Raw genomic sequence first — 25113 nt, 5'->3', positions numbered from 1 at the left:
CGCACTTCGCACCGAACGCGCTGCAGGATGCCGTGGCCGTCTACCGCCGCGAATTCCAGCCCTCGGCGCAGCTCGCCGAACCGTACGTGATCGCCGGCGTGAATGCCATCGCGGCGGACACCAACGAGGAAGCGCAGGAGCAGTTCAGGATTGTCCGGCGCAGCCGGGTCTCGCTGCTGTTCGGGCGCGACCGGACGTTCACGGACGAGGAAGCCGACCTGATCCTGGACTCGCCGCAGGGCCAGCACGTGGAGCAGATGGTCAAGTACTCGGCCGTCGGTACGCCCGATGCCGTCACGGAGTACCTGGAAGGATTTGCCAAGCACGCGGTTGCCGACGAGCTGATCGTCGCGTTCCAAGCGCCGACCGTTGCTCAGCGGCTGCGCGCGCTGGAGCTGACCGCGCAGGCCGCCAGCCTGGCTGCTTGAGCCGTAATCATCGCCATAAACCGTGACGCCGTTGATGGCTGCCGGTACAGTGGTGCAAAATCCGGACCAGCAGTTTCGCAGGGATAGCCCCCTCGAGAAGGAGCAATCATGAGTACAGCCGTCGTCGCACGCCAGGGTGTTCTGGCCGACGCACTCGTCCCCAGCACAGCCTTGGCCAACACCGCGCTGGTGGTCGGTGGTGCCGGCCTTACCGCTGTGATGGCGCAGCTGGCCGTGCCGCTGTGGCCGGTCCCGATCACCGGCCAGACGCTGGCCGTGCTGCTGGTCGGCAGCACCCTCGGCCCGGTCCGCGGAATGCTGGCGATGGCGCTGTACTGGGTTGCCGGTGTCGCCGGCATGCCGGTGTTCTCCGAGGCCTCCTCCGGCCTGGCCGCTGCTGTCGGCCCGACCGGCGGTTACCTGGTGGGCTTCGTTGCGGCCGCGGGCCTGACCGGCTGGTTGGCCAAGCGCAACTGGGACAAGAAGTTCCTGGGCGCCACGGTCTCCTTCCTGGCCGGCACCGTGATCACCTTCGTCTTCGGCATGGCCTGGCTGTCCATCTCGCTGGGCGCCGATCTGCAGCAGACGCTCGAGTGGGGCCTGTACCCGTTTATCATCGGCGGCATCGTGAAGTCCCTGATCGCGGCCGCCGCCATGCCCGCCGCGTGGAAGCTGGCCGCCCGGCTGCCCAAGGATTCTTCCCGCGCCTAGCGGGTGGGCGGCAGGCTTCGCGCCCGCCGCACCCTGATAACTGCACAGCACGACGCCGGTGCCCGGGCGGGGATTTGCCTCCACCCGGGCACCGGCGTCTTTGTTGGTCTCTGTTGGGTGGCTTGGGGCTGCGGGCGGCGCGCTTGGTTTGGGGGAGCGCCGGGACGGGGTTAGGGGCGCGCCGACGTGGGGCCGCGCGTTCTCGCGGATTCTCATCGAGTGGGGAAAAGATGCACCGAACACGCCATAACAGGACCATTTCGCTGCATCTCCCCGCCACTGGATTGCTGACAATCCCGGAGACAGGCTCCGGGTCAACTGCGGCGCCTTGTTCTGCGAGCAGATCGGCTACGTTGGGAACGTGACGGCGCGCCAGGGGATCCAGGAGTTTGTGGAGCGGCTGGGTGAGTTCGAGACGGGGCCGGCGAGCCGCAACTTCTTCTCCACCGAGGTGCCCGAGAATGCAGCCCGCAGGCACAACGTCACCCGCTACTTTGAACAGATGCTGGAACGCCGGCCCCCTGTCCTGCTGGTCGGGGAAGCTCCGGGCTACCGCGGCATGACCGTTACCGGCGTCCCATTCACGAACAAGGCGCTGATCTCCGGCAACGACCCTTTCGCTATGTTCGGGCCGGCGAACGGATACGCGATGCCTCCGGAGGTGCTGACCGTGCCGGCAGAGCCCACCGCCACGGTGATGTGGAACGTGCTGGCCGAACTGGACTTCCTGCCACTGCTGTGGAGCGCCTATCCATTCCATCCCCACCAGCCCGGGCGGCCGCAGTCCAACCGCACGCCATCGGCGCCGGAGATCGCGGCCGGCACGATCTTCTGGCAGGATCTGGCCCGGCTGTTCGGTATCGACTCCGTCGTCGCGGTGGGGAACATCGGGCACCGGAGCGTAACCGCCAGCGGGCTACAAGTGCCCAAGATCCGCCACCCGGCCCACGGCGGCAAGGAACTTTTCCGGCGAGGCCTGCAGGACCTGCTGGATGCCGGCGTCATCCGGAGGAGCCAATGACGATTCCTAGCTGCGGCCCCGTAGGGGCGGAATGACCAGCCCGCAGCTTTCGGCGTGGCCACCGTCCAACCCCGCGTTCCGCCGCGCGGAAGTGTCAACGGTATTGGGAAGCGGCGATGACCTCTGGGATCGGGCCATCAGGGAGGTGCTGTGCTGGAAGGTGAAAACCGCGAGCGGGTTCTCAGTGGACTCAACGGGACCGGTACGCCAAGGCGACCGAGTGATCATCACGGCCAGCCTGCTCGGAGTGAGAATCCTGGAGCCGGTTGAAGTCGTGGCCGTTGTCGAAACCGCCCGCCGGGTTGGCTTCGCCTACCGCACCCGGCCGGGTCATCCCGTCAATGGTGAGGAAGCGTTCATTGTGCACCGGGACGGCGAGGAAGTGCATTTCACCGTGCGCTCGCTGACCCGGGCAGCGCCGCAACAGCCGTGGCGGACTCTCTACCCACTGCTTCTGATCGCACAGCGCGTCGCCCGCAGGCGGTATCTGCGTGCGCTGCGATAGAAATAGCGGGCGCCCGGGTTGCGCCAAAAAACGACTGTACCGATCTGGCCCTCCCAGGCACTGCGGAAGGGCCAGATCGGCACAGTCGATGGATGGTGGACTGCGGGTCGGGCTAGACGGCTTCGAGCACGCTGACGTAGTTGGCGATCGCCAAGCCGCCCATGTTGTGCACGGCCGCGCGGCGCGCACCAGCCAACTGCATGTCCCCGGCGGTGCCGGAGAGCTGCATGGCGGTGACCACGTGCTGCGAGACACCGGTGGCGCCGACCGGGTGCCCCTTGGCCTTCAGGCCGCCGGACAGGTTCACCGGCAGCTTGCCGTCCCGGTACACCATGCCCTCCTCGATGGCCCGGCGGCCCTCGCCGGCAGCAGTCAGTCCGATGACCTCGTACATGATCAGTTCGGCGATGGTGAAGCAGTCATGCACCTCGGCCAGGTCCAGATCCGCCAAGCCCACCCCGGCCATGCCCAGCGCCCGCTGCCAGGCAGCGCGGCTGCCGGCGAAGGCCGTGGGGTCGCGCTTCTCGGCCGGCATGAAGTCGTTGGCATGGCCGAATCCCGCCAGCCGCACCGGGGCCGCTGCGGCACCGGACCGCGGCGCTTCGATACTGAGCACTACCGCGGCGGCGCCGTCCGACACCGGCGAGCAGTCGGTCCGGCGCAGCGGCTCGGCGACCACCGGGTTCTTGTCCGAGACGGTCTGGCAGAACTCTTCGCCCAAGTCCTTGCGCAGCTGGGCGTACGGATTGGCCACGCCGTTGCGGTGGTTCTTCGCCGCGATCGAGCCGAGCACGTCGCCCACCTCGCCGTAGCGCTTCTGGTAGTGCTTGGCGGTTTCGGCAAACAGTCCGGCGAAGCCGGTGGAGCTCGGCTTGCCAGCCGCCTCATAATCGGCGCCGAGCAGGGCGGCACCCACCACATCGGCACCGGCGTGGGTCATCTTCTCCGCGCCGATCACCAGCACGTTGCGTGCGGTGCCGGCCAGCAGCGACTTGGCGCCCTGCTGCACCGCGGCCGAGCCGGACGCGCACGCGTTCTCCACTCGGGTGGCCGGCACGTTGGCCAGCTCATCCGAGACCTGCAGCGCCAGCGAGGACGCGAAGCCCAGCGGCACCATGCCGGAGTTGAACTGGCCCAGGTAAACCTCGTCGATCTGTCCCGGCTCCAGCCCGGCATTGGCGATGGCATCCCGGGCCACGCCAACAATCAGCGACTCCAGCGTCTCATCCGCCAGCTTGCCGAACGGGGAGTGCCCCCAGCCGGTGAGCAGGATGTCCTTGCCGAATTGTTCCTGCAGGCTCATCGGTGTGCTCCTTCCAGGGGGCCTTCCAGTGCGGCTTCCCGCGCCCCGTCCGGCGCGGTCTCGGTTCCGGCCCGCCCGGTCCCGGGGGCCTGGTCCAGTCCGGGCGCGACGGCGAAGTCCGGCTCGGTCTTCTCCCGCACCTCTGCCACGGTGACCCCGGGCGCAAGGCGGACCAGCCGCAGGGAGGGGGCACCGCCGTCGTTCTCAATATCAAAGACCGCCAGGTCCGTGATGATCCGGTCCACCACGCGCACGCCGGTCAGCGGCAGCGAGCACTCGTTAACGATCTTGGGCGTGCCGTCCTTGGCCACGTGCTCGGTCAGCACCAGCACCCGCGGCGTGCCGGCCACCAGGTCCATCGCGCCGCCCATGCCCTTGACCATCTTGCCCGGGATGGTCCAGTTGGCCAGGTCGCCGGCGGCGGAGACCTGCATGGCGCCCAGCACGGCGATCTTCACGTGGCCGCCGCGGATCATGCCGAAGCTGGTGGCCGAGTCGAAGATGGAGCCGCCGGGCAGCACCGTGACGGTCTGCTTGCCGGCGTTGATCAGGTCCGCGTCCTCGTCGCCGTCGTACGGGAACGGGCCCATGCCCAGCAGCCCATTCTCGCTCTGCAGCACCACCCTCACGCCGTCGGGCAGGTTGTTGGCCACCAGCGTGGGAATGCCGATGCCGAGGTTGACGTAGTCGCCGTCGTTCAGTTCGCTGGCGGCAATGGCCGCCATTTCATCTCGTGTCCAGGCCATGGTTCTCTCCTTCAGGGGTTTGTCTTTAGGCGCCGACGACGGCGGGGCGGGGGCGGACGGTGCGCTGCTCGATGTCCTTGACGCGGTCGGACGCTTGCACCAGTCGCTGCACGTACACGCTCGGGGTGACAACGTGGTTCGGGTCCAGCTCGCCCGGTTCCACGATCACCTCGGCCTCGGCAATGGTGACGCGGCCCGCGGTGGCCACCACCGGGTTGAAGTTGCGCGCGGTGTGGCGGTAGATCAGGTTGCCGTCCGTATCCGCCGTGTGCGCATGGACGAGCGACAGGTCGGCCACGATGCCCCGCTCCTGCACGTAGAGCTCGCCGTCGAACTCCTGGTGCGGCTTGCCCTCGGCGATCACCGTGCCGACGCCGGTCTTGGTGTAGAAGGCCGCGATGCCGGCCCCGCCGGCGCGGAGCCGTTCGGCCAGGGTGCCCTGCGGGTTGAATTCGACCTCCAGGGTGCCGGCCAGGAACTGCTGGGCGAACAGCTTGTTTTCGCCCACGTAGGAGGCCAGCACCTTGCGGACCTGCCCGGCCTCGATCAGGACGCCGAGGCCCTTGCCGTCGATGCCCATGTTGTTGGACACCACGGTCAGGTCCTTAACGCCGGAATCACGCACCGCGTCGATCAGGTCCGCGGGGATGCCGGAGAGCCCGAACCCTCCCACCGCAATGGTCATGCCGTCATGCAGCACACCTGCCAGTGCGGCGGCGGGTCCTGCGGTCAGTTTGGACATCTGCTTTCCTCCTCGTTGAGTGCGTTCCCCTGCGGCGGGTCCACTGGTTCCTGCGGTACTGTCCATTTTGTGGACAGAGTCTACTGCGCAGCCTAAAGGTGTTTCGCAGGTCACGTCAACGGCGCCTCCGTGCACGCATTCATAGTGTGGACACCGTCGGATAGACTGTCCACATTGTGGATTACTGTCGGTGGAAGGCTTCGAAACGAGCCCCGCCGGTCGAGAAGGGAACACGATGCCGGACAAACAAGTGCAGGGCGCCCAAGTGGTCAGCCGCGCGGCCAGGCTGCTGCGGATTGTTGGCCGCGCGCCGGAGACCGGTGCCGCCCTCGGCGACATTGTCCAGGCGTCCGGCCTGACCCGGCCTACGGTCTACCGACTGCTGAACTCGCTGGCCGCCGAAGGGCTGCTGGATCACCACGCCGAAACCGGAAGCTGGCATCTGGGACCGGAGCTCTACGTGCTCGGCTCGGTGGCCGCCAGCCGGTTCGCCATCGAAGACCTGGCCCGGCCAAGCCTGCAGCGGCTGGCTGACGAGACCGGCGAGAGCGCGTTCCTCTCCATCCGCCGCGGCGACGAAACCGTCTGCCTGGTCCGGGTGGAGGGAAGCTTCCCGGTGCGCTCCTTCGTGCTGCATGAAGGCGTCCGCTTCCCGCTGGGCGTCGCCTCCGCGGGGCTGGCCATCATGGCGTTCCTGGAGGCTGAGGAGATTGACCGGTTGCTTGACGACGGCGGTGCCCGGCTGCAGCGGTTCGGCCCGGCCCATGCGCCGGAACAGATCCGCAAAAACTTGGCGGAGACCCGGGAACGCGGCTACGCGGTCAACCCCGGACTGATCCTGGAGGGCAGTTGGGGGATGGGGGCCGCCGTCTTTGACCGGCAAGGCCGGCCGGCCTGGGCGCTGTCGCTGACCGGCATCGAACAGCGCTTCCGCCCCGACCGGCAGGAGTTCCTGGGCAAGCTGCTGCTCGAGGAAGCGCACAAGCTCACGCAGAAGCTGCGCGAGCAACCGCACGCCGGCCGGTAGCTCGGAGGCAGCCGGTTGGCCACCGGGTAGGCTCGGACGCAGCCGCCGACTCGGGCTGGCACCGGGAACACGCGAGGAGGACTCATGGCCGCACACCGGCCTCTGCGCACCGCCGTGATTGGCTTTGGCCTCTCCGGTCGGGTTTTCCATGCGCCGTTCCTGGCAGCCTCGAGCGACTATTCACTGGACGCCATTGTGACGTCCCATCCGGAGCGGGCGGCGCAGGCGGCGGCCGCACACCCCGGGGCGAGGATCGTGGGAAAAGCGGAAGAGCTGCTCGCGGCGCCGGAGCTGCTGGATCTGGTGGTGGTGGGCACCCCGCCGGCCAGCCACTATGCGCTCGCCGCAGCAGCGCTGGACCGCGGCCTGCATGTGGTCGTGGACAAGCCCTTTGTCCCGGTTTCCGCCCACGGCGAGGCTTTGATCGACAAGGCGCGGCAGGCCGGCGTCGTGCTTTCCGTGTACCAGAACCGCCGCTGGGATGCGGATTTCCTGACCCTGAAGAAGCTCATTGACGGCGGCGAACTGGGCCGGGTGTACACGTTCGAATCACGTTTTGAGCGGTGGAAGCCTCAGGGGCTGCGCGCGTGGAAGGCCACGGCGGACACCGCCGAGGGCGGCGGCATCCTGTTCGACCTGGGCGTGCACCTGATCGACCAGGCGCTCACGCTCTTCGGCCCGGCCGCCAGGGTCTACGGCGAGACAGCCCAACACGCCGCAGCCGCCGGAGGCGCGACCGGATCCGCGACAGGGCCTGCGGCCCGATCCGGAGCGGACGAGGATGCGTTTGTCTCGCTACTGCACGAATCCGGAGTGCGCTCGCGGCTGTCCATGAACCTGATTTCCGCCCTGCCGGCGCCGCGGTTCCATGTCCTGGGCTCGGCCGCGGCCTTCACCTCCTGGGGGACGGACGGCCAGGAAGCCGCACTGAATGCGGGTGTCGTGCCCGGGGCGGACGGCTACGGCGTGGAACCCGAAGAGCGGTGGGGCACCCTCGGCACTCCGGGGGAGACCCGCAAGGTTCCGTCCGAGCGCGGCGCGTACCCGGAGTTCTACCGGCAGCTGGCCGCGGCCATTAACGACGGCGCGCCGGTTCCGGTGGAGCCGGCGGATGCCCTCGACGCCATCCGCATCATCGAGGAGATCCACCGGCAAAACCGGGCCTGAGCACTGGACAGGCGGCGCCGGGCAGGGCGATCGAAGTTAGTCGTCGTGCCGGCCCGTGTACCGCGCGGGCGCGGCGTGCGGAATGTGCCAGCCGAAATGCAGCGAGACCACACGCAGGCCGAACACCACGGCGGCCACGCCCACGGCGGCCGCCGTGCCGTAGATCCCGGCGAACCACAAAACCACCACGAGTGCAGAGCCGATCATGGCGGGTACGGCGTACAGGTCGTCAGGGTTGAACAATTGCGGTACCCGGTTGGCAACGACGTCGCGCAGCATGCCGCCACCCACGGCTGTGGTCAGGCCCAGCAGCGCCGAAGCAACGGGGTTCATGCCCAGGCTCAGAGCCTTGACCGTTCCGGTGATGCAGAACAGGGCCAGGCCCCCGGCGTCGAAGATCAACAGCGGACGCTGGAGCCGCTCCACGCTGCGGAACAGGAAGAACACCAGCAGCGCCGCCAGCACCGGCGGGACAAAGTACAGCGGATTGTTAAAGGCGCTGGGCACGGTGCCCAGGATCAGGTCGCGGATGATTCCGCCGCCCAGCCCTGCCAACGTGCCCAGGAACAGGGACCCGATAATGTCGAACTTCCGGCGGGCCGCCAGGATGCAACCGGACATGGCAAAGAAGAAGGTGCCGAAGAGGTCCAGTACCAAGCCAATGGTCATGCCAGCCATCCAATCATCGTTTGCGCCCGTTCAGGCCGTGGTTTCGGCGGCGCCCGATCACCGATGGCGCAGGCCGCAAGGTGGTCCGCACGCCGTCAGCCGGCCCGCCCGTAGCGGTGCTCGGGCCGCCCGGTGCTGCCGTAGCGCAGATGGATCTCCACCGCGCCGTCGTCCGCCAGGGCGGACAGGTAGCGTTGCGCGGTGGCCCGCGAGACTCCGACCGACTGGGCCACTTCCGCAGCCGAACGCTGCAGCCCTGACGCCAGCGCCTCCAGCACGGCGGCCTCGGTGGCCGACCGGGTGCGGGCAGCCACCGCGGCCTCGGCCGGATGCAGCGCATGCAGCGCCCGGTCAACCGTGTCCTGATCCACCGCAGGCTGCTCGGCCAACAGCCGCCGGTAACGGGCGTAGGCGCGCAGCTTCCGCGCCAACTCTTCGGCAGTGAACGGTTTGATCAGGTATCCGAGCGCGCCGCGGCGCAGGGCCTTGCGGACCGACGGGGCATCCGCAGCTGCGGTCAGCATGATGGTGTCCACGTCGACCTTGCGCAGCAGGTCCAGGCCCAGCGCATCCGGCAGGTAAACGTCCAGCAGCATGAGGTCCGGGGCATGCCCGTGCACGGTGCGCAAGGCCTGCTCCGCGGTTCCGACCGGCGCCAGCGCGCTGAAGCCCGGAACGGAATCCACATAACCGGCGTGCAGGCGCCCCACGTGAAAGTCATCGTCCACAATCAGTACCTGAAGGTCAGTCATGGTTTGCTCCTGGTGTTGCGGGTTCAACAGTGCCCGGCAGTCGGGCGCAGAATACGGCTCCCGGGCCGCCCGGGCGTCCGGGGTCGGCCACCCAGACGTCCCCGCCCCGGCGGCGGGCGAGTTGGCGGATCAGCGACAAACCGAAGCCCTGGCCGTGGATGTCCGGCAGCTCGGCCGAATCGGCCGCGTCCTCGGACGCCTGCTCCGCCGCGTCCGCCGAACCGTTCCGGGAGCCGCCGCCCGCCGTCGAGAAGCCTTCGGCGAAGATCCGCTCAAGCCCGGGGCCGCCGTCGTCTGCTTCCGTGCCGTCGGCGAGCCCGGGCAATCCGTCTCCGGAGTCGGCGACCACCAGGTGCAGGGTTCCGCCGCCGTCGGTCAGTTCGTCCATGACCTCCACCTCCACCCACCGGTCCGGATCGCTGCCGTGAACCGCAGCCCGGACCGCGTTGTCCACCAGGTTCCCGATCACGGTGGTCACGTCCTGCGGATCGGTCACCCGGCCGCGGACCAGCGTCTCCGGGCCCACACGGAGCGTCACGCCGCGCTCGGCCGCTTCCATGCTCTTGGCGCCGATGAAGGCCTGCAGGTACGCATCCTGCAGCAGTTCGGCCTGTTCGGCGGGGTAGTTCAGCGGGCCGGTCTGCATGATCGAGGTGAGGTAGTCCTGCGCCTGGTCGGGATTCCCGGTGGCCAGCAGGCCGGAAATCGTGTGCAGCCGGTTGGCGAACTCGTGCCGTTGCGCTCGCAGCGCGGTGCTCAGCGCTCCCACCGCATCCAGCTGGCGGGTCAGGGACTGGACTGCCGTGCGGTCGCGCAACATGATCACCCAGCCCAGCTCGGGGGCACGCGGAACAACCGTGCCGGTGCCCGCCCCCGGGCGGTAGCCGCGCCGGCCCGGAGTCCGGCTGGCCTGCACCTCCCGGGCGGAGAGGATCAACACACGGGAACCGACCACCAGTTCCACCGTCGGGGACTGCGGGTCGGCGGCATCCAGCAGCTGGCCCAGCGCGTCCGGCAGAGCGGAATCCTCCAGGCCGGGCAGCTGCAGCCCCGCCAGCGGTTGGCCCACCAGCTCGGCATCGATGGCGAAGCCCAGCAGCCGCTTGGCTTCGCGGTTGAACACGGTGATCCTGCGGTCGGCGGAAACGCCGATCACGCCCTCGTCCACACCGCGGAGCACCGCTTCCTGGTCCTGGGTGAGGGCGGCAATCTCCTCGGGTTCGAGTCCAAGCGTCAGCCGCTTGAGCCGCCGGCCCAGCAGCAGCGACGCAGCCAAGCCCAATGCCAGCGCTCCCGCAGTGGTAGCGGCGATGGGCAGGATGCTGCTGGCCAGGGACTGCAGGACGTCCTCGCTGGAGAATCCCACGCTGACCTCGCCCACCACGGCTGCGGAACCCGGGGCGTACACGGGCACCTTGGCGCGCGCCGAATGGCCCAAGGTGCCCTGTTCCTGCACGGTAACCTCCCGTCCGGCCAGCGCTTCGGAGGGGTCGGTGCTGACCATGCGGCCCAGCTCCGCCGGATTGGGGTGTGCCAGCCGCAGACCGGAATCATCGGTGATCACCACGAACAGCGCGCCGGTCCGCAGCCGGATGTCTTCGGCCAACTCCTGCAGCGGCCCGCCTGCCAGGGCCTTGCCGGAAAGCTGTTCGGGCCCGGCGTCAGCCAGCGCGGCGGTCCCGGCCCGCACGGCATCTGAGGCCGCGACGGTGCGGGCCACGGCGAGGGCCTGGCCCTCGGCATCTTCACCCAGCCGCTGGTAGGTGAGCCAGCCCAGCACGACGGCGGACAGCAGCAGCACCAGCGCCACTACGGCGACCTGGAGGAGCAGCATGCGGCCGGAGAAGCCCATCCGCGGACGGCCGCCCCCGTTCTCCATGGTGCCTCCCGGGTGCGGCTTCCGCCGGCTGTGAGCTAAATGAGCAAAACGTGCGCAATAAGCAGTATGCACCTGAAGGGGACTAAACCGCCATCCGTGACCCGGACCACCCTAATGTCTGTAGGGCCGGTCACACCGGCTGCGTTAGAACAAAGGAGTTGCTGTGCTGGTATTTCTCGGCTTCGCAATGATCGCGGTCTTTATGGCGCTGATCATGACCAAGAAACTGACACCCGTTTTGGCCCTGATTATTGTGCCCACCATCTTCGGCCTCTTCGCCGGGGCAGGCCTTGGTCTGGGCGACATGGTCCTCGAGTCGATGAAGTCGTTGACGTCCACAGCAGCGCTGCTGATGTTCGCCATCATCTTCTTCGGCCTGATGATCGACGTCGGACTGTTCGACCCGCTGGTGCGCTTCATCCTGCGCACCCTGGGTAATGACCCGGCCAAGGTGGTGCTCGGCACCGCGGTGCTGGCCGCCGTCGTCTCGCTGGACGGCGATGGTTCCACCACCTTCATTCTGACCACCGCTGCGATGCTGCCGATCTACCTGCGGCTGGGCATGAGCCCGGTGGTGCTGACCTGTGTGGCCGGCCTGGCCAACGGCACCATGAACATTGTTCCCTGGGGCGGTCCGACAGCGCGCGCTGCCGCGGCGCTCGATGTCTCGCCGACCGATGTCTTCGTTCCGATGATTCCCTCGCTGTTGGCCGGCATCATCATTGTGATGGTGTTCGCCTGGATGCTCGGCCTGAGCGAGCGCAAGCGCCTTGCTGGCGGCAACCCGAAGGCCACGGCCAAGGGCAAGCCCGACCTGTGGGCCGAGGCTGCGGAGAACAACGACGGCGGTGCCGGCACCTCCCGCGGAAAGTCCGGCTTCGGCGGTGGCCGCGGTGCCGGTTCCGGCAAGCCGGTTCCCGGCACGTCCCCTGCGAGTACTGCCCCGGCTGGCACGGCTCCGGCCGGCGGTCCGGTGGCAGTCCTGGAGGCACCTGCCGAGGAGGACACCGTTGGCGGATCGCTGACCGATTCGGCGCTGGACCCCAACCGCTCCACCCTGCGCCCGCACCTGTTCTGGTTCAACCTGGCCCTCACCGTCGCCGTCATGGTGGTCCTGGTGCTGGACATCGTCCCGCTGGCCTACGTCTTCATGGTGGGCGCCGCCATCGCCCTGGTGGTCAACTTCCCGAACGTCAAGGAGCAGGCCAACCAGCTGGTTGCGCACGGCAAGAGCATTGTCGCCGTCGTCTCCATGGTGATGGCAGCAGGCGTGCTGACCGGTGTGCTCAACGGCACCGGCATGGTGGACGCCATGGCGGCCTGGCTGGTGGATATCATTCCGGACTCCATGGGCCCGTTCATGGCCGTCATCACCGGACTGCTCAGCATCCCGATGACCTTCTTCATGAGCAACGACGCGTTCTACTTCGGCGTGCTGCCGGTGCTGAGCGAGACCGCCGCCCACTTCGGCATTGCCCCCGCCGAAATGGCCAGGGCCTCGATCACCGGCCAGCCGGTACACATGCAGAGCCCGCTGGTCCCGGCCATCCTGCTGCTGGTCTCACTGGCCAGCGTGGAACTGGGCGACCATCACAAGAAGGTGCTCTGGCGCGCCGCGGTGGTTTCCCTGGTCATGCTGGCCGTCGGCATCCTGCTCGGCGCCATCCCCTGGGGCTAAGCCACCAGCACAACAACGACGGCGGCGCCCAGGTTCTGGTCTTGACCAGCCCGGGTGCCGCAGGCGTTTAATGACTCGTCCTCCGGAGTGCCATCCGTGCGGAATGCACGCGCAACCTGGATGGTGTACGGGCAGGTCCAATTTTTTGTGAACGCACTATCCGATAGGAAAAAGAATGCTTCTCGAACCGTTGAACAAATGCGGATAAGCTTTCCCTTATTCCGTGTTCGTTGCCAGTGAACCGGATATTGGCCTTTTAGCATTTAGCTGGATAGAATCCGAGTAGATGGCAAATTTCTGCATTCCGGCCCTGATGCCAGAAATAGATTCCAAAATTCCCTCCAGCTAGTCTGCAGGAAGACCCACACCGGACGTCGTGACGAAGCTCTGTGAGACCGTTTTGTCGAGGCGAAAACTCAAGACCACCACGACGACGGAAGCTCTCGCCGGTGCAGCCCGTGAGGAGAAGCGGATGCCCTTATCCCCTGAAGAACAAAAGCAACTGGATGCCATCGAGCACTACCTCAGCCTGGAGGACCCTGATCTTGCGCAGAAACTAAGGTCGGGATCTCACGTGGCTTCGGTCAAGGTGCGAAAGATTTGGGTGCCGCTGATGCTGCTGATCGGGATCATGGCACTGCCCCTTGGCGTCGCTGCCATGCTAGCGACTGTCGCCCTCACAGGATTCATTCTCGCGCGGCCGGAGTTTACGGAATTCTCAGCGATTCACGTTTCGAAAATCCTCAAGGCAGCATGCGGAAAGAAAGCCAGGAAAAGCCGGAGAGACGCTAGCAGGCAGCGCGGGCACGATCTACCTAAATGACAAGCCGCGCATTGATTAGAGGAGGTAAATGTGACACAGGACAAGATTGTCTTCACGGTGACGGCGTCACCTCAGGAAGGTGACGAAGAGGTCTTCCGCAACAGCATCGGACTAATTTTGGAAAATGGCGTCGGGAGTGCCAGTTTCATTACTATTGAAATCGGCCGCACGCAGGCGGTTTTGCAAGGGGAGATCATCGCCGATCTCCGGTTGGTCACCGAACGTGGGCTGGCGGAGTATCTGGAGGACACCCTGGCATCGAAGGAGAGCATCCACTTGGCCCTCGACGTAGAGGTGGGGGAGCGCCTCCGCGCTGCGTGAGCACCGCACCCTTCCCGCGCGGAAGAGTGCGGCCCCTCGGTGAGCGGGAGCCGTTCCGTTCCTTCCACTTCTGCGCTAGGCTCCTCGATATCTTGGTATACCAAGATATTGATTGTGAGAGGAAACGTTCATGTCCCTAGGCCTTGCCCCAGCTGCTCCAGCAGAGGGAGAGCAGCAAATTCACGCCCCGCTGAGTTCGACAGTGCGGGAGGCGTTGTTCCGCGTCAGTACTGCGACCATCACCACGCAACTGATGTCCCGCGGCTACCGCAACACTTACCTCGAGGGCCTGGCGTTCTCGAATCCGTCCCGCCAGCGGATGGTGGGCGAAGCCTTCACCATGCGGTGCATTCCTGCGCGGGAAGACATCGATATTCCGGAAATCTTCCAAGACTACGATCATCCGCAGCGTACCGGCGTCGAAGCTGTGCAGCCAGGCCAGGTTCTGGTCGTCGACTCACGTGGGCGCAAGCGGGCGGCGTCGCTGGGGCACATCCTGGCGACGCGGCTGAAGGTCAGAGGAGCCGCGGGGATTGTCACCGACGGCTCTTTCCGGGACATGGCAGGGTTCGAGGATCTGGACCTGCCGACCTTCTCCGCCGGCGCATCACCGACGACCAATCTGGCGCAGCACCATGTGGTTGACGTCCAGGTGCCCATTGGCTGTGCCGAGGTGCCGATCTATCCGGGCGACATCATGGTCGGAGACAGGGACGGCGTCGTTTGCATACCGCGACATCTCGCGGAAGAAGTTGCCCGGGACGCCCTGGAACAAGAACGGCTTGAAGAGTTCATCCTGGAACAGATTGAAGGCGGGAAGCCGTTGCGCGGAACTTATCCGCCCAACGAGCAGGTGCGCCAGGCTTACCAGGACAAGCTGTCGCGCTCCGCGGAATGAGCATCCGAGCGGCGCTCATGCTGCCTGACGAGGTCGATGGAGGCCGTGATGTGGTCACGCATCATGGCGGCGGCCGCTTTGGCATCCCCTCGGTGTGCAGCCTCGTAGATCGCCTCGTGTTCGGCCGCCTCGGCAGCACCGCGCGGCCACCGTTCCCAGAGCACACCGACGACGGCGAGGGCGGTGAGGTCTTGGAGGCTGTCCAAGGCCTTGACCACGAAGTCGTTCTCGCAGCTCGAGTACATTCCGCGGTGGAACCGGCGGTTTGCCAGAGCCTGGCCCGCAGTATTCCCGTCCTTGGCGTGCTGCCGGGCATCGTCCAAGGCCTGGCGTGCAACGGCAAAACCCGGATCGATCCGGGCTGCATCCTCGATGGCCCACGGCTCAAGCAGGACCCGCTGCTCGTAGATATGGCGGACATCGGTAAAGCTCAGCCGACGGACTTCGATGCGCCGGTTGAACGTGGCCACCAAGCCGGACCGTTCCAGGACGATCAACGCTTCCCGGACCGGGGTCTTGGAAACGCCCAACTGGTCGGCAATCCTTCGCTCCACGAGGGTTTCACCGGGACGCAGCTTGCCGGAGAATATGGCGCTCTTCAGGGACTCGACGATCAGTCCGGAGCGGGTCGGTGCCGGCCCCAGAGCGGGCAACGGGGACAAGGAAACAGCGTCCGGCAACGAGGTCATGCAGGTCAGCTTAGTTCACCTTTCCCGAGTCGATGCGCCGGGTACCGGTCATGATCTCCCGGACCCGGCCCGGCCGCCCGGCTCAAATATCTTTCCCATCTTCCTAAGGAATCAACGATGTTTTCTTCTGATGAACAGAACACGAGGCGTGGTCCGTTCCGCGCCCCTATCGTCATCGCTGCTGCGGCAGCACTCACGTTAAGCGGATGTTCCGTGGCCAATTCGGAGGCCGAAACTGCAGCCAGCGGGCAGGCGCTGAGGCTCGTCCTGCCGATGGAACCGACGACGCTCGAGCCGTGCGACTCGTCGCTGGCCTCCACCGGCGTCGTCGTCCGATCCAACATTACGGAACCTCTCATCGAGCGGGATCCGACCAGCGGCGAACTCCATCCCCTGCTCGCGACCAGCTGGGAAGCGACCGGAGACACCGAATGGACCTTCACGCTGCGCGAGGGCGTCAGCTTCCAGGACGGGACGCCCTTCAATGCTGAAGCGGCTGCCTTCGCGATCGACCGCGCCGTCAATGGCGATCTCAGCTGCGACGTCGAAGGACAGATTTTTGGCGACGCGGATCTGGTCGTCGAGGCAGCGGACAGCCTCACCCTCAAGGTCAGCACTCCTGAACCGGACCCTGTTCTGCCGCTTCGCCTTTCCTTCATCGAGATCGGCGCCCCGACCGACGCTGAAGCCAAAGTGCGCGAACCGATCGGCACGGGTCCTTACGCCATCGACAGCTGGGATGCGGGACTCAAGATCACGCTCCAGCGGAACGAGGACTACTGGGGCGACGCACCCGCTTACCAACGTGCCGAGTACCAATGGCGCTCGGAGGGAACCGTCCGGGCCGCGATGGTCACCGGAAACGAAGCCGACATTGCGATGGGCCTGAGCGCTGACGACGGCGCGGGAGAACTGGGCATCGACTATCCAAACAACGAGACGGTCGCGCTGCGGTTCAGCGGCGATATCGCGCCCCTGGATGACATCCGGGTCCGGCAGGCAATCAACTTTGCCATCGACAAGACCGGCATCACCCAGTCTCTCTACGCGGGCAGGAGCGAACCGGCCTCGCAGATCATTCCGCCGGGCGTCGTGGGCTACAACGACGATCTTGAACCGTGGGAATTCAACCTGCAGAAGGCCAAGGAACTGGTCGCGGAAGCAAAAGCCGACGGTGTGCCGGTGGACCAGAAAATCACCATCGTTGCCCGGAGCGGACAGTTCCCCAAGATCGACCAGTTGACTGAAGTGCTGCAGGAACAGTTGAAGCAGATTGGCCTGAATGCCGAAGCCAAGGTGGTTGAAACCTCTACGGGGCTGCAGTACCAAGTGCGTCCGTTCATTCGGAACGAGGGTGCCATCGCGATGGTCGTCCAGCACGGCAACCAGGCCGGCGACGCGTCCTTCAGCGTCGACTCCTACATGACAACCGACGGCCAGATGAGCATGTTCGGCACGGAAGCGTTCGATGATGTGCTGTCCAAGGCCTCGGCACAGACCGGTGAGGACCGGCAGCAGGCTTTTGCCGACGCCTTCGCGTACGAGCGGAACGAGGTGGTGCAGTTTGCCTACATCGGGCGGATGACCGGTGTCCTGGCGAAGGCCGAGGGCGTGGACTACGAGCCGAACTCGGCTACCGGGGACGAATTGAGACTGGCCGCGGTCAGCCCGGCAAACTGATAAATGCGGTGAGTCCAATGCGGCCCGCGGTGTCATCGACGCCGCGGGCCGCATCGCTCTTGGACCACACCGGCTAGCCGAGCAGCAGGGCTACGAGCAGGACTGCCGGGAGCGAGAGCATTGAGCTGAGGAAGATGATGTCCCGCACCAGGGTGGACTGCATCCTGAACTGGCTGGCGAACAGGAAGACGTTCTGCGCGGTGGGCAAGGCGGCCATTACCACGACGCCCAGCAGCGGGACACCGTCCAGTTGGAAGAGGAAATGCCCGAGGACCCACGCGAGGGCCGGCATCAGCATGAGCTTCACTACGGTGCCCAGTGCCACATCGGCGCGCAGGCTCCGCTGGGTCAGTGGCTTCTGCCCGTACAGGCTCATGCCAAACAGCATCAGCAGCAGGGGAATGGAGGCGTTGCCGACCATTTCTATCGGCGCCCAGAGCACCTCCGGAAGGTGTAGCCCCGTCAGTGACATCAGGGCGCCGACGGCGGTGGCAACGGTGACGGGGTTGAGGATTGACCTCACCACGGTGCGCCACAGCGGGACAGCCGCGGGAGCGGCGTCGTCGGGATGACGGGGCTTAACCGCCGCAGCCTTCCGCTGGCACCACGCGAAGATGGACAAGTAGATCGGTGCGATGACCAGCAGTTGGGCCAGCAGCACCGAGACCACCGGGTCTGCGCTGCCCACCGCGTAGAGGGCGATGGGCACACCGATGTTCCCGGCGTTCACGTAGGTGGAGGCCATGGCGCCGCCGGCCGTTTGTGCGGCCGAACGCCGCAGCACGAAGCGGCTGAACAGCACGTAGGCCGTGCCGGCAACGGCGGCAGTGATCAGGGCGATCGGGGTGTACACGCCGACCACCGACGCCAGGTCCGTGTCCGCGAGCAACACCAGCATCAGCGCCGGATTGGTGATGTAGAAGATCACCGGCGTGAGCCCGCGCTGCATGTCCGGAGCCTTCTGCGGCAAGATGGCTGCGGCCGCGAAGCCCACCGCCACGATCACCAGTACTACGCCGAAGCCGAGCAGCACTCCTTCCACAGAACCTCCTGAAGTCACGGCAATGTCCGGGCGGCCAGAAACGGCCGACCGGACAGAGCCTCACACGGTAAAACAGAAAAATCCGCCCGCCCCGCGGTGCGCGGAGCGGGCGGAAGGTCCTAGCGGACCAGGCAGGGGCGCTTGGGATCGAATTCCCAACCCGGCACCAGGTACTGCATGGAGGCGGCGTCGTCGCGCGCGCCGAGGCCATGCTCCAGGTACAGTGCGTTCGCCTCGGCCAGCCGCTCGCGGTCCAGTTCCACACCCAGGCCCGGAGCCTGCGGCATCTTGATCTCGCCGTCGCGGATCAGCAACGGTTCCTTGGTCAGGCCCTGGCCGTCCTGCCAGATCCAGTGCGTGTCCAGCGCGGTGATCTCGCCCGGAGCGGCAGCGCCGACCTGGGTGAACATGGCCAGCGAGATGTCGAAGTGGTTGTTCGAGTGCGAACCCCAGGTCAGGCCGAACTCGTTGCACAACTGCGCCACGCGGACGGAGCCGGCCATGGTCCAGAAGTGCGGATCGGCCAGCGGAATGTCGACGGCGTTGGTGCGCACGGCGTGGGCCATTTCGCGCCAGTCGGTGGCGATCATGTTGGTGGCCGTCTGCAGCCCGGTGGCCCGGCGGAACTCCGCCATGACTTCACGGCCGGAGAACTTGCCTTCGGCGCCGCACGGGTCTTCGGCGTACGCCACCACGCCCTGCATCCGCTTGCCCAGCCGGATGGCGTCCTGCAGCAGCCAGCCGCCGTTCGGATCCAGCGTGATGCGGGCGTCCGGGAAGCGGTGCTTGAGCGCGGTCACCGCGTCGACTTCCAGGTCGCCGGCCTGGACGCCGCCCTTGAGTTTGAAGTCCTGGAAGCCGTAGCGGGCCTGCGCGGCCTCGGCCAGGCGGACCACGGCCTCCGGCGTCATGGCCTCTTCCCGGCGCACGCGCTCCCAGTCGTCCGCCCCGTGGGGCTCGCGCAGGTACGGCAGATCGGTGGCGTCGGGGTTGCCCACGTAGAACAGGTAGCCAAGCATCGGCACCGCGTCGCGCTGCTGGCCGTCGCCGAGCAGTTCGGCCACCGGAACACCGAGGAACTGCCCGTGCAGATCCAGCAGCGCCGATTCGATGGCGGTGACGGCATGCACCGTGGTGCGCAGGTCGAAGGTCTGCAGCCCCCGGCCGCCGGAGTCGCGGTCGGCGAAGGCGGCGGCAATTTCCCGCAGCAGGCTGCGGAAACGGGCCACCGGCCGGCCGGTGATCAGGGCGCCGGCGTCCTCGATGGTGGTGCGGATCTTCTCGCCGCCGGGGACTTCGCCCAGGCCGGTGCGGCCGTCGGAATCGGTCACGATGACCACGTTCCGGGTGAAGAACGGACCGTGCGCCCCGGAGAGGTTCAGCAGCATCGAGTCGTGCCCTGCGACCGGGACCACCTCGACGGCGGCAATGGTGGGTTGGTTGCTCATGCTTTACTCTCCTGCGCCTTCCATGGTGCCGTCGATGCGGCGGTTCAGCTGCCACGGGTTGGACTGCTGCAGGGGTGCCGGGAGCAGGGCGTCCGGGATGTTCTGGTACGCCACCGGGCGGAGGAACCGCTCGATCGCCAGCGTGCCCACCGATGTGGTGCGGGTATCAGAGGTGGCCGGGAAGGGGCCGCCGTGGACCATGGCGTGTCCCACTTCGACGCCGGTCGGCCAGCCGTTGGCCAGGATGCGGCCCACCTTGTGCTCCAGCACCGGCAGCAGCGGAGCCACCGCTGCCTGGTCCGCCTCGGTCATGTGCAGGGTGGCGGTCAGCTGGCCTTCCAGCCGCTTGGTCGCCGCCAGCAGGTCGTCGGTGGACGTGTAGCGGACCATCAGCGACGCGGCGCCGAAGATTTCCTCGTGCAGCACGTTGTTGGACAGAAAGGTGGGGACGTCGGTGCCGAACACGGCCGGGGCCGGGGCATTCTGGGTGGCTCCGTCCTGGCCGCGGGCCACCAGATCCACGCCATCCTGCTTGCCCAGCGAATCGACGCCGGCGGTCCAGGAGTCGGCGATGCCGCGGGTCAGCATGGTCTGGCCGGCGGCCGGGGCCATGGCGCGGTTAACGGCAGCTGCGAAAGCGTCCCCGGTCTCGCCGGCCGGGATGAAGACCAGGCCCGGCGCGGTGCAGAGCTGGCCGCTGGAACCGGTGACCGAACCGACGTAGGCCGCGGCCAGCGCGTCCAGGTCGCCCTTGAGCGCGCCGTCGAAGAAGAACACCGGGTTGATCGAGCTCATCTCCGCGTAGACCGGGATGGGTTCGGGACGGGCTGCGGCAGTTGCCACCAGGGCGGTGCCGCCGGAGCGGGAACCGGTGAAGCCGACGGCCTTGATGGCCGGGTCGGCGACCAGTGCCTGTCCAATGCTGGCGCCGGGGCCGTAGATCAGGGAGAACACGCCCGGATGCAGGCCGGAGTCGCGCACTGCCTGGGCAATGGCATGGCCGACGATTTCGCTGGTGCCGGGGTGGGCGTTGTGGGCCTTGAAGACCACCGGGCAGCCGGCGGCCAACGCCGAGGCGGTGTCGCCGCCGGCGGTGGAGAACGCCAACGGGAAGTTGCTCGCGCCGAAGACGGCGACCGGGCCCAGCGGAACCTTGCGCTGGCGGATGTCGACGCGCGGCATCGGCTGGCGGTCCGGCTGGGCCGGATCAATGCGGACGCCGCGGTGATCGCCCTGGCGCACTACCGCGGCAAACAGGCGGAGCTGGCCGGTGGTGCGGCCGCGTTCGCCGTTCAGCCGGGCAGCGGGGAGCCCGGTTTCGGCCATCGCACGCTCGACCAGCTCGGCGCCCACGGCTTCGATGTTCTCGGCAATCTTTTCCAAGAAGGCGGCGTGCGTTTCCGGATCCAGCGAGCTGAAGGAGGCGAACGCTTCCTCCGCTGCAGCAGTGGCGGTGGCGAGCTGGGCTGCGTCAATGAGACTGTAGGCCGGTTCGAGGACTTCGTTGGTGGCAGGGTCGAAGCCGTTGACGATACCGCCGGTGCCGGTGACGGATTCACCGGCAATGATCGAATGGCCTGTCAGAGTTGTCTGCGTGGTGGGCATCGGATGCTCCTTCTTTACTGCTTCTTACTGCGGATGGTCGGCTGTGGCTGAGGGCCGGAAAGCGGCCGCCCGTATCGGGCGGCCGCTTCGGGCCAAGAGAGCCGCCCGGGGTCCCCGTGCTGAGCGAAGCGAAGCCGGGGCAGGCGGCGAACGCTAGGCGCTCTGCAGGGCAGTGTCCGCCGGGCGGATGCCGGCGGCGTCGATCAGGGCCGACAGGTCGGCAATGTCCTGCTCGGTCAGATCCTGCAGCGGCGGACGGACCAGGCCGCCGTCGCGACCGACAGCCTTCAATCCACCCTTGACGATGGAGACACCATAGCCTTTGACCCGGTCGCGGATGTCCAGGTAAGGGAGTACGAAGCGGTTGAGCTTCTCCGTCACGGCATCGCGGTCCTGGTTGCGGACGTCGCGGTAGAAGTCCAGGGCGAACTCCGGCACGAAGTTGTACATGGCGGAGGAGTAGGTGCTCATGCCCAGCTGCAGCAGCGGCAGGGCAAAAGTTTCCGCCGTCGGAAGGCCGCCCAGGTAGAACAGTCGGTCGCCGTTCTTGGCGTAGACCTTGGTGAGGTGTTCGATGTCGCCCAGGGCGTCCTTGAAACCGATAAAATTCGCGTGCCGGTCGGCCAGCGCGGCCACGGTGTCCGCGGCGTAGATGGCGTTAGCGCGGTTGTAGACGATGACGCCAAGGTTGGTGGCGGAGCAGACGGCGGACACGTGGGCCAACAGACCGGCCTGGTCGCATTCGGTCAGGTACGGCGGCAGCAGCAACAGTCCTTCGGCGCCAGCGGCCTCGGCGTCCTGGGCGTTCTGGATCGCCTGGGCGGTGGAACCACCGGCGGAGGCCAGCACGGGAACCCGGCTGCCGGCTTCCTCAACCGCCATGCGGACCACGCGGGCGGACTCTGCCGGAGTCAGGCTGAAGCCTTCTCCCGTTCCGCCGGCGGCAAACAGACCGGCGACATCGAAGCTGGACTGCCAGTCCAAGTGCGTCCGGTAGGCAGCTTCATCGATGTTCAACTCCGCGTCGAAGGCCGTCACCGGGAAGGACAGCAGCCCGTCCTTGAGCTTGTCTGCGAGTTCATGGGGCGTGTACTGGGCCACGTGCATCTTCCTTTGCAATGGTGCCGGTAGCGGCGGGGTTGAATGCGTTGGTTCCACCCTAGGAAGCCCGGATGATGCCTGTCCAAGCCCACTTTTGTATGGATTGATGCACTAAGGGTATTGCCCTCGCGGGCGGGCGGGCGGGCGGGCGTGCGGCGCCCCGGCGGCTACGCGGCCTTGGCCCAGACACTGTCGAGCATTCTGCGCAGCGCGGGGTTGTGCGCGTCCCGGTTCCAGATGGCATGCAGCTCCACCGAGTCCGGCGCCAGGCCGGGCAGATGCAAGTAGCTGACACCGTCGACTCCCAGCAGCTGGGCTGACTCAGGAACGAAGGCGACGCCGCGGCCGGCAGCCACCAGCGCCACCATGGTCAAGATCTGGCTCACGGTGTGCACCACGTTCCCGTGTTCGACCGGAATCTGGCGCACCACCAGATCGTAAAAATAGCGGGCCTTGATCGGTGAATGCATGATCAGCGGCACGTCCTTCAGGTCGGGCAGGGCCAGCGGCCGCGCCAGCTGGTCCAGCGGGTGCCCGCGGGGAACCGCCAGCATCAGGTTTTCCGAGAACAGCAGGTGCGATTCGAAGAGATCGGTATCGAACGGCGGTCGGGCGAGACCGAGATCAAGATCGCCGTCCACGAGGGCCTGAACCTGCTCCCCGGTCACCATTTCCTGTAGGTCCACGTCCACGTCAGGTAGTTCCTCGGCTATCTCGGCAAGCAAGGGACCCAGCAGGCTGAACGCGGAGGCAGCAGTGAATCCGATGCGGATCTCCCCGGCCCGTCCGGCAGCGATGCGCCGTGCACTGCGCGGGGCTCGGTCCGCCGAGACCACCAGTTTCCGTGCCTCGGCCAAGAAAGCATGTCCGGCAGCCGTCAGCGACACCTTGCGGTTGTCCCGCTGCAGGAGTTCAACCCCGATGCTGCGCTCCAGCTTCTGGATCTGCCGGCTGAGCGGCGGTTGAGTCATGCTCAGCCGCTCGGCAGCTCGGCCGAAGTGCAGTTCTTCGGCGACGGCGATGAAACTGCGGGCCTGGTCCAGGGTGAACATGATGCCTTTCAAGTATCATTCAATGCACTAATGGGCTTGGACATGCATCATAGTCTCTTTCTAAGCTCGATGTCCGAGCCACAGTGACCTGCTTCATATGAACCGGGTCACGGCCGAGACCCGTTCGAACATCGCTGTTCATCGAGCAAGGAGCCCGAAGTGAAAGCACTCTCCATCCGCCGGACCGTTCTAGGTCTGACCGCTGCCTCTGCTGCGCTGGCGTTGACCGCCTGCGGCGGCAACGTCGGCGGCGGCACCGCCTCCGAAGGGGGATTCCCTGACGGCCCCATCACCCTGACCGTTGGCCAGGCTCCCGGCGGCTCCACGGACCTGATCGCGCGCACCGCGGCCGAAGGCATGGCGGACGAGCTCGGCGTCGCGGTTCCGGTGGTCAACAAGCCCGGTGCCAACGGAGCCCTCGCGACCCAGGAAATCGCAGCCATGGAGCCCGACGGGCAGAACCTGGTCCTGCTGAACGCCTCGCTGATCACCATCACGCCGCTGGCAGTCTCCGAAGGCGAAGCCGTCACACTGGACGAGCTGGACGTCATCAAGGGCCTGTCCCAGGACGACTACGTGCTGGTGGCCAGCGCCGACTCCGGCTTTGAAAACCTGGACGACATCAAGAACAGCTCCAAGAAGCTCACCTTCGGCACCACGGGTGTGGGCACCGGCTCGCAGTTGTCCCAGGCCATCCTGTTCGCCCAGGCCGATATCACGGGCACCGCGGTCCCCTTCGATTCGGGTTCGCCCGCGCTGACCGCGGTCATGGGCAACCAGGTCCAGTTGGCCACCATCCAGCTCGGTGAAGCCAAGCCGCAGATCGACGCCGGCACTGTGAAGCCGATCGTCGTCTTCTCCGACGAGCGCAACACCTTCCTGCCGGACGTCCCCACCGCCATCGAAGAAGGCTACGAGGTTCCGGTGTCCCAGTACCGCGCCTTGGCTGCCCCGAAGGGTCTGCCGGAGGACGTGAAGGCGAAACTTGTCGCATCCGTCGAGGCAGCCCAGGCCACCGACAGCTACAAGTCCTTCAACGAGAAGAACATGCTGACCCCGAAGGAGATCTCCGGCGAGGAAGTGGTCCAGCAGTGGAACGACTTGGCCGCGAAGTACAAGGAACTCACCGAGAAGTACGACATCTCGCTGGCCGGCGAGTAGCACCACCCACGTAAGGCCGACCGGCCTTCACAGCGAATCGAGTAAACATGACGCCCCATCGCGAGACGCCAGCAGAAGGCATCGAGGCCGTCAACGTCTTCGACGACGATCTGACACCGGAGGAACTGGCAGCCCAATGGCAGGCCGAAGCCCCGCCGCCTGCAGGACCGATTGCCAACCTCGCATCATCCCTCGTGGTGCTCGCGCTGGGCGTGGCAGGGCTCGTCATGTCGATCGGTCTGGGGCTGGGAACTCCCTCCCAGCCCCGGCCCGGAATGTGGCCGTTCGCGGTCAGCCTGATCATCGCTGTCCTCGCGCTCGCCCAGCTGATTATTGGGCGACGTGGGGGCCGCGACGGCGAGAAATTCTCCAAGCTGTCCTGGCTGGCGGCCATCGGGTTCGTGACCCTGCTGGCCATGGTGTGGCTCATGCCGCTGATCGGCTTCGAGGTCCCCGCACTGCTCCTCTGCTTGATCTGGATGAAGTTCCTCGGCGGGGAAACCTGGCGCGGAGCCATCCTCTACTCCCTGCTGGTTGTCGCTGCCTTCTACGGCATCTTCATCCTGGCCTTGGGAACCTCGATTCCCCACCTGTTCTAGCGGGCGGTGCGCTCCCACGGTGTCGGCTTCGCCGCCGCGATGGGACCCCGCGCCCCACCCTTGCCC

At 66.6% G+C, this 25113-nt stretch carries 25 protein-coding genes; 13 read left to right on the top strand and 12 right to left on the bottom strand.

Going from position 1 to position 25113, the window contains the following annotated elements; genetic code table 11:
- From AC5RWT_RS08695 to AC5RWT_RS08680, 4 genes are all read left to right on the top strand, one after another.
- On the top strand, positions 1–428 hold a 428-nt coding region (locus tag AC5RWT_RS08695; RefSeq protein WP_494079939.1), incomplete at its 5' end, for an LLM class oxidoreductase.
- Between the two features lie 108 nt (positions 429–536).
- On the top strand, positions 537–1139 hold the full coding sequence (locus AC5RWT_RS08690) for a biotin transporter BioY (protein WP_494042984.1): 603 nt from the start codon (positions 537–539) through the stop codon (positions 1137–1139).
- Positions 1140–1500: 361 nt separating this feature from the next.
- Positions 1501–2160, top strand: coding sequence for a uracil-DNA glycosylase (locus tag AC5RWT_RS08685; protein WP_494079938.1), 660 nt, complete (start codon positions 1501–1503; stop codon positions 2158–2160).
- Positions 2161–2191: 31 nt separating this feature from the next.
- Positions 2192–2665, top strand: a complete 474-nt coding sequence (locus tag AC5RWT_RS08680) for a DUF1990 family protein (RefSeq protein ID WP_494079937.1) — start codon at positions 2192–2194, stop codon at positions 2663–2665.
- Between the two features lie 112 nt (positions 2666–2777).
- On the opposite strand, the gene AC5RWT_RS08675 is transcribed toward AC5RWT_RS08680, so the two are convergent.
- The 3 genes from AC5RWT_RS08675 to AC5RWT_RS08665 are packed head-to-tail and all read right to left on the bottom strand — an operon-like array spanning position 2778 to position 5456.
- Positions 2778–3968: an acetyl-CoA acetyltransferase gene (locus AC5RWT_RS08675; RefSeq protein ID WP_494079936.1), complete on the bottom strand. Its 1191-nt coding sequence runs from the start codon at positions 3966–3968 to the stop codon at positions 2778–2780.
- A complete protein-coding gene (locus tag AC5RWT_RS08670) occupies positions 3965–4714 on the bottom strand; it encodes a CoA transferase subunit B (protein WP_494079935.1) in 750 nt (249 codons plus the stop codon). The genes AC5RWT_RS08675 and AC5RWT_RS08670 overlap by 4 nt, the downstream gene beginning before the upstream one ends.
- A 25-nt stretch (positions 4715–4739) precedes the next feature.
- A complete protein-coding gene (locus tag AC5RWT_RS08665; RefSeq protein WP_494079934.1) occupies positions 4740–5456 on the bottom strand; it encodes a CoA transferase subunit A in 717 nt (238 codons plus the stop codon).
- 235 nt (positions 5457–5691) lie between these two features.
- Here AC5RWT_RS08665 and AC5RWT_RS08660 point away from each other — a divergent pair, with 235 nt between their 5' ends.
- Both AC5RWT_RS08660 and AC5RWT_RS08655 read left to right on the top strand, forming a co-directional pair.
- Entirely contained in the window at positions 5692–6483 is a 792-nt protein-coding gene (locus AC5RWT_RS08660; RefSeq protein WP_494079933.1) for an IclR family transcriptional regulator, read from the top strand.
- A gap of 84 nt (positions 6484–6567) precedes the next feature.
- Complete coding sequence (locus AC5RWT_RS08655) at positions 6568–7650, top strand: Gfo/Idh/MocA family protein (RefSeq protein ID WP_494079932.1); 1083 nt, start codon at positions 6568–6570, stop codon at positions 7648–7650.
- Between the two features lie 36 nt (positions 7651–7686).
- Here the strand turns inward: AC5RWT_RS08655 and AC5RWT_RS08650 are convergent, their stop codons facing one another.
- From AC5RWT_RS08650 to AC5RWT_RS08640, 3 genes are all read right to left on the bottom strand, one after another.
- The gene (locus AC5RWT_RS08650; protein ID WP_494042977.1) at positions 7687–8328 is read right to left on the bottom strand and encodes a trimeric intracellular cation channel family protein; all 642 of its coding nucleotides are present in this window, start codon (positions 8326–8328) and stop codon (positions 7687–7689) included.
- Positions 8329–8414: 86 nt separating this feature from the next.
- Positions 8415–9071 (bottom strand): response regulator, encoded by a 657-nt coding sequence (locus tag AC5RWT_RS08645; RefSeq protein ID WP_494042976.1) that lies wholly within the window; start codon positions 9069–9071, stop codon positions 8415–8417.
- Positions 9064–10950, bottom strand: coding sequence for a sensor histidine kinase (locus AC5RWT_RS08640; RefSeq protein WP_494079931.1), 1887 nt, complete (start codon positions 10948–10950; stop codon positions 9064–9066). The genes AC5RWT_RS08645 and AC5RWT_RS08640 overlap by 8 nt, the downstream gene beginning before the upstream one ends.
- Before the next feature lie 163 nt (positions 10951–11113).
- On the opposite strand from AC5RWT_RS08640, the gene AC5RWT_RS08635 reads away from it, so the two are divergent.
- The 4 genes from AC5RWT_RS08635 to AC5RWT_RS08620 all read left to right on the top strand — a co-directional run bounded on the left by AC5RWT_RS08635 (position 11114) and on the right by AC5RWT_RS08620 (position 14670).
- Entirely contained in the window at positions 11114–12628 is a 1515-nt protein-coding gene (locus AC5RWT_RS08635; protein WP_494079930.1) for a CitMHS family transporter, read from the top strand.
- Positions 12629–13004: 376 nt separating this feature from the next.
- On the top strand, positions 13005–13451 hold the full coding sequence (locus AC5RWT_RS08630) for a DUF3040 domain-containing protein (RefSeq protein ID WP_494079929.1): 447 nt from the start codon (positions 13005–13007) through the stop codon (positions 13449–13451).
- A gap of 30 nt (positions 13452–13481) precedes the next feature.
- Positions 13482–13772 (top strand): hypothetical protein, encoded by a 291-nt coding sequence (locus AC5RWT_RS08625; protein ID WP_494079928.1) that lies wholly within the window; start codon positions 13482–13484, stop codon positions 13770–13772.
- Positions 13773–13902: 130 nt separating this feature from the next.
- Positions 13903–14670 carry a ribonuclease activity regulator RraA gene (locus AC5RWT_RS08620; RefSeq protein WP_494079927.1) on the top strand — a complete coding sequence of 256 codons (768 nt, stop codon included), beginning with the start codon at positions 13903–13905 and terminating at the stop codon, positions 14668–14670.
- Here AC5RWT_RS08620 and AC5RWT_RS08615 read toward each other — a convergent pair.
- Entirely contained in the window at positions 14637–15359 is a 723-nt protein-coding gene (locus AC5RWT_RS08615; RefSeq protein WP_494079926.1) for a GntR family transcriptional regulator, read from the bottom strand. The two genes, AC5RWT_RS08620 and AC5RWT_RS08615, sit on opposite strands and share 34 nt — an antisense overlap.
- A 213-nt stretch (positions 15360–15572) precedes the next feature.
- Here AC5RWT_RS08615 and AC5RWT_RS08610 point away from each other — a divergent pair, with 213 nt between their 5' ends.
- Entirely contained in the window at positions 15573–17039 is a 1467-nt protein-coding gene (locus AC5RWT_RS08610) for an ABC transporter substrate-binding protein (RefSeq protein ID WP_494079925.1), read from the top strand.
- Positions 17040–17112: 73 nt separating this feature from the next.
- Here the strand turns inward: AC5RWT_RS08610 and AC5RWT_RS08605 are convergent, their stop codons facing one another.
- From AC5RWT_RS08605 to AC5RWT_RS08585, 5 genes are all read right to left on the bottom strand, one after another.
- Positions 17113–18081, bottom strand: a complete 969-nt coding sequence (locus AC5RWT_RS08605) for an AEC family transporter (RefSeq protein WP_494079924.1) — start codon at positions 18079–18081, stop codon at positions 17113–17115.
- Between the two features lie 119 nt (positions 18082–18200).
- Positions 18201–19529, bottom strand: a complete 1329-nt coding sequence (locus tag AC5RWT_RS08600; RefSeq protein ID WP_494079923.1) for an enolase C-terminal domain-like protein — start codon at positions 19527–19529, stop codon at positions 18201–18203.
- A 3-nt stretch (positions 19530–19532) separates the two neighbouring features.
- Positions 19533–21134 (bottom strand): aldehyde dehydrogenase (NADP(+)), encoded by a 1602-nt coding sequence (locus tag AC5RWT_RS08595; RefSeq protein ID WP_494079922.1) that lies wholly within the window; start codon positions 21132–21134, stop codon positions 19533–19535.
- A 153-nt stretch (positions 21135–21287) separates the two neighbouring features.
- Positions 21288–22235 (bottom strand): 5-dehydro-4-deoxyglucarate dehydratase, encoded by a 948-nt coding sequence (gene kdgD / locus AC5RWT_RS08590; protein WP_494079921.1) that lies wholly within the window; start codon positions 22233–22235, stop codon positions 21288–21290.
- A gap of 167 nt (positions 22236–22402) precedes the next feature.
- The gene (locus tag AC5RWT_RS08585; protein WP_494079920.1) at positions 22403–23287 is read right to left on the bottom strand and encodes a LysR family transcriptional regulator; all 885 of its coding nucleotides are present in this window, start codon (positions 23285–23287) and stop codon (positions 22403–22405) included.
- A gap of 159 nt (positions 23288–23446) precedes the next feature.
- On the opposite strand from AC5RWT_RS08585, the gene AC5RWT_RS08580 reads away from it, so the two are divergent.
- Complete coding sequence (locus tag AC5RWT_RS08580; RefSeq protein WP_494079919.1) at positions 23447–24448, top strand: tripartite tricarboxylate transporter substrate binding protein; 1002 nt, start codon at positions 23447–23449, stop codon at positions 24446–24448.
- 47 nt (positions 24449–24495) lie between these two features.
- A complete protein-coding gene (locus AC5RWT_RS08575; RefSeq protein WP_494079918.1) occupies positions 24496–25047 on the top strand; it encodes a tripartite tricarboxylate transporter TctB family protein in 552 nt (183 codons plus the stop codon).
- Positions 25048–25113 lie beyond the last annotated feature (66 nt).

Source organism: Arthrobacter sp. Dra40 (assembly GCF_059091905.1).
Note: the sequence above shows the minus strand (reverse complement) of the source record. Positions and strands in the feature narration are given on the sequence as shown.

Coding starts and splice junctions, on each gene's coding strand:
- AC5RWT_RS08615 (WP_494079926.1), bottom strand. CDS start 15,359: ATGACCTCGTTGCCGGACGCTGTTTCCTTGTCCCCGTTGCCCGCTCTG.
- AC5RWT_RS08680 (WP_494079937.1), top strand. CDS start 2,192: ATGACCAGCCCGCAGCTTTCGGCGTGGCCACCGTCCAACCCCGCGTTC.
- AC5RWT_RS08665 (WP_494079934.1), bottom strand. CDS start 5,456: ATGTCCAAACTGACCGCAGGACCCGCCGCCGCACTGGCAGGTGTGCTG.
- AC5RWT_RS08585 (WP_494079920.1), bottom strand. CDS start 23,287: ATGTTCACCCTGGACCAGGCCCGCAGTTTCATCGCCGTCGCCGAAGAA.
- AC5RWT_RS08595 (WP_494079922.1), bottom strand. CDS start 21,134: ATGCCCACCACGCAGACAACTCTGACAGGCCATTCGATCATTGCCGGT.
- AC5RWT_RS08690 (WP_494042984.1), top strand. CDS start 537: ATGAGTACAGCCGTCGTCGCACGCCAGGGTGTTCTGGCCGACGCACTC.
- AC5RWT_RS08645 (WP_494042976.1), bottom strand. CDS start 9,071: ATGACTGACCTTCAGGTACTGATTGTGGACGATGACTTTCACGTGGGG.
- AC5RWT_RS08600 (WP_494079923.1), bottom strand. CDS start 19,529: ATGAGCAACCAACCCACCATTGCCGCCGTCGAGGTGGTCCCGGTCGCA.
- AC5RWT_RS08650 (WP_494042977.1), bottom strand. CDS start 8,328: ATGGCTGGCATGACCATTGGCTTGGTACTGGACCTCTTCGGCACCTTC.
- AC5RWT_RS08575 (WP_494079918.1), top strand. CDS start 24,496: ATGACGCCCCATCGCGAGACGCCAGCAGAAGGCATCGAGGCCGTCAAC.
- AC5RWT_RS08675 (WP_494079936.1), bottom strand. CDS start 3,968: ATGAGCCTGCAGGAACAATTCGGCAAGGACATCCTGCTCACCGGCTGG.
- AC5RWT_RS08640 (WP_494079931.1), bottom strand. CDS start 10,950: ATGGAGAACGGGGGCGGCCGTCCGCGGATGGGCTTCTCCGGCCGCATG.
- AC5RWT_RS08620 (WP_494079927.1), top strand. CDS start 13,903: ATGTCCCTAGGCCTTGCCCCAGCTGCTCCAGCAGAGGGAGAGCAGCAA.
- AC5RWT_RS08670 (WP_494079935.1), bottom strand. CDS start 4,714: ATGGCCTGGACACGAGATGAAATGGCGGCCATTGCCGCCAGCGAACTG.
- AC5RWT_RS08660 (WP_494079933.1), top strand. CDS start 5,692: ATGCCGGACAAACAAGTGCAGGGCGCCCAAGTGGTCAGCCGCGCGGCC.
- AC5RWT_RS08655 (WP_494079932.1), top strand. CDS start 6,568: ATGGCCGCACACCGGCCTCTGCGCACCGCCGTGATTGGCTTTGGCCTC.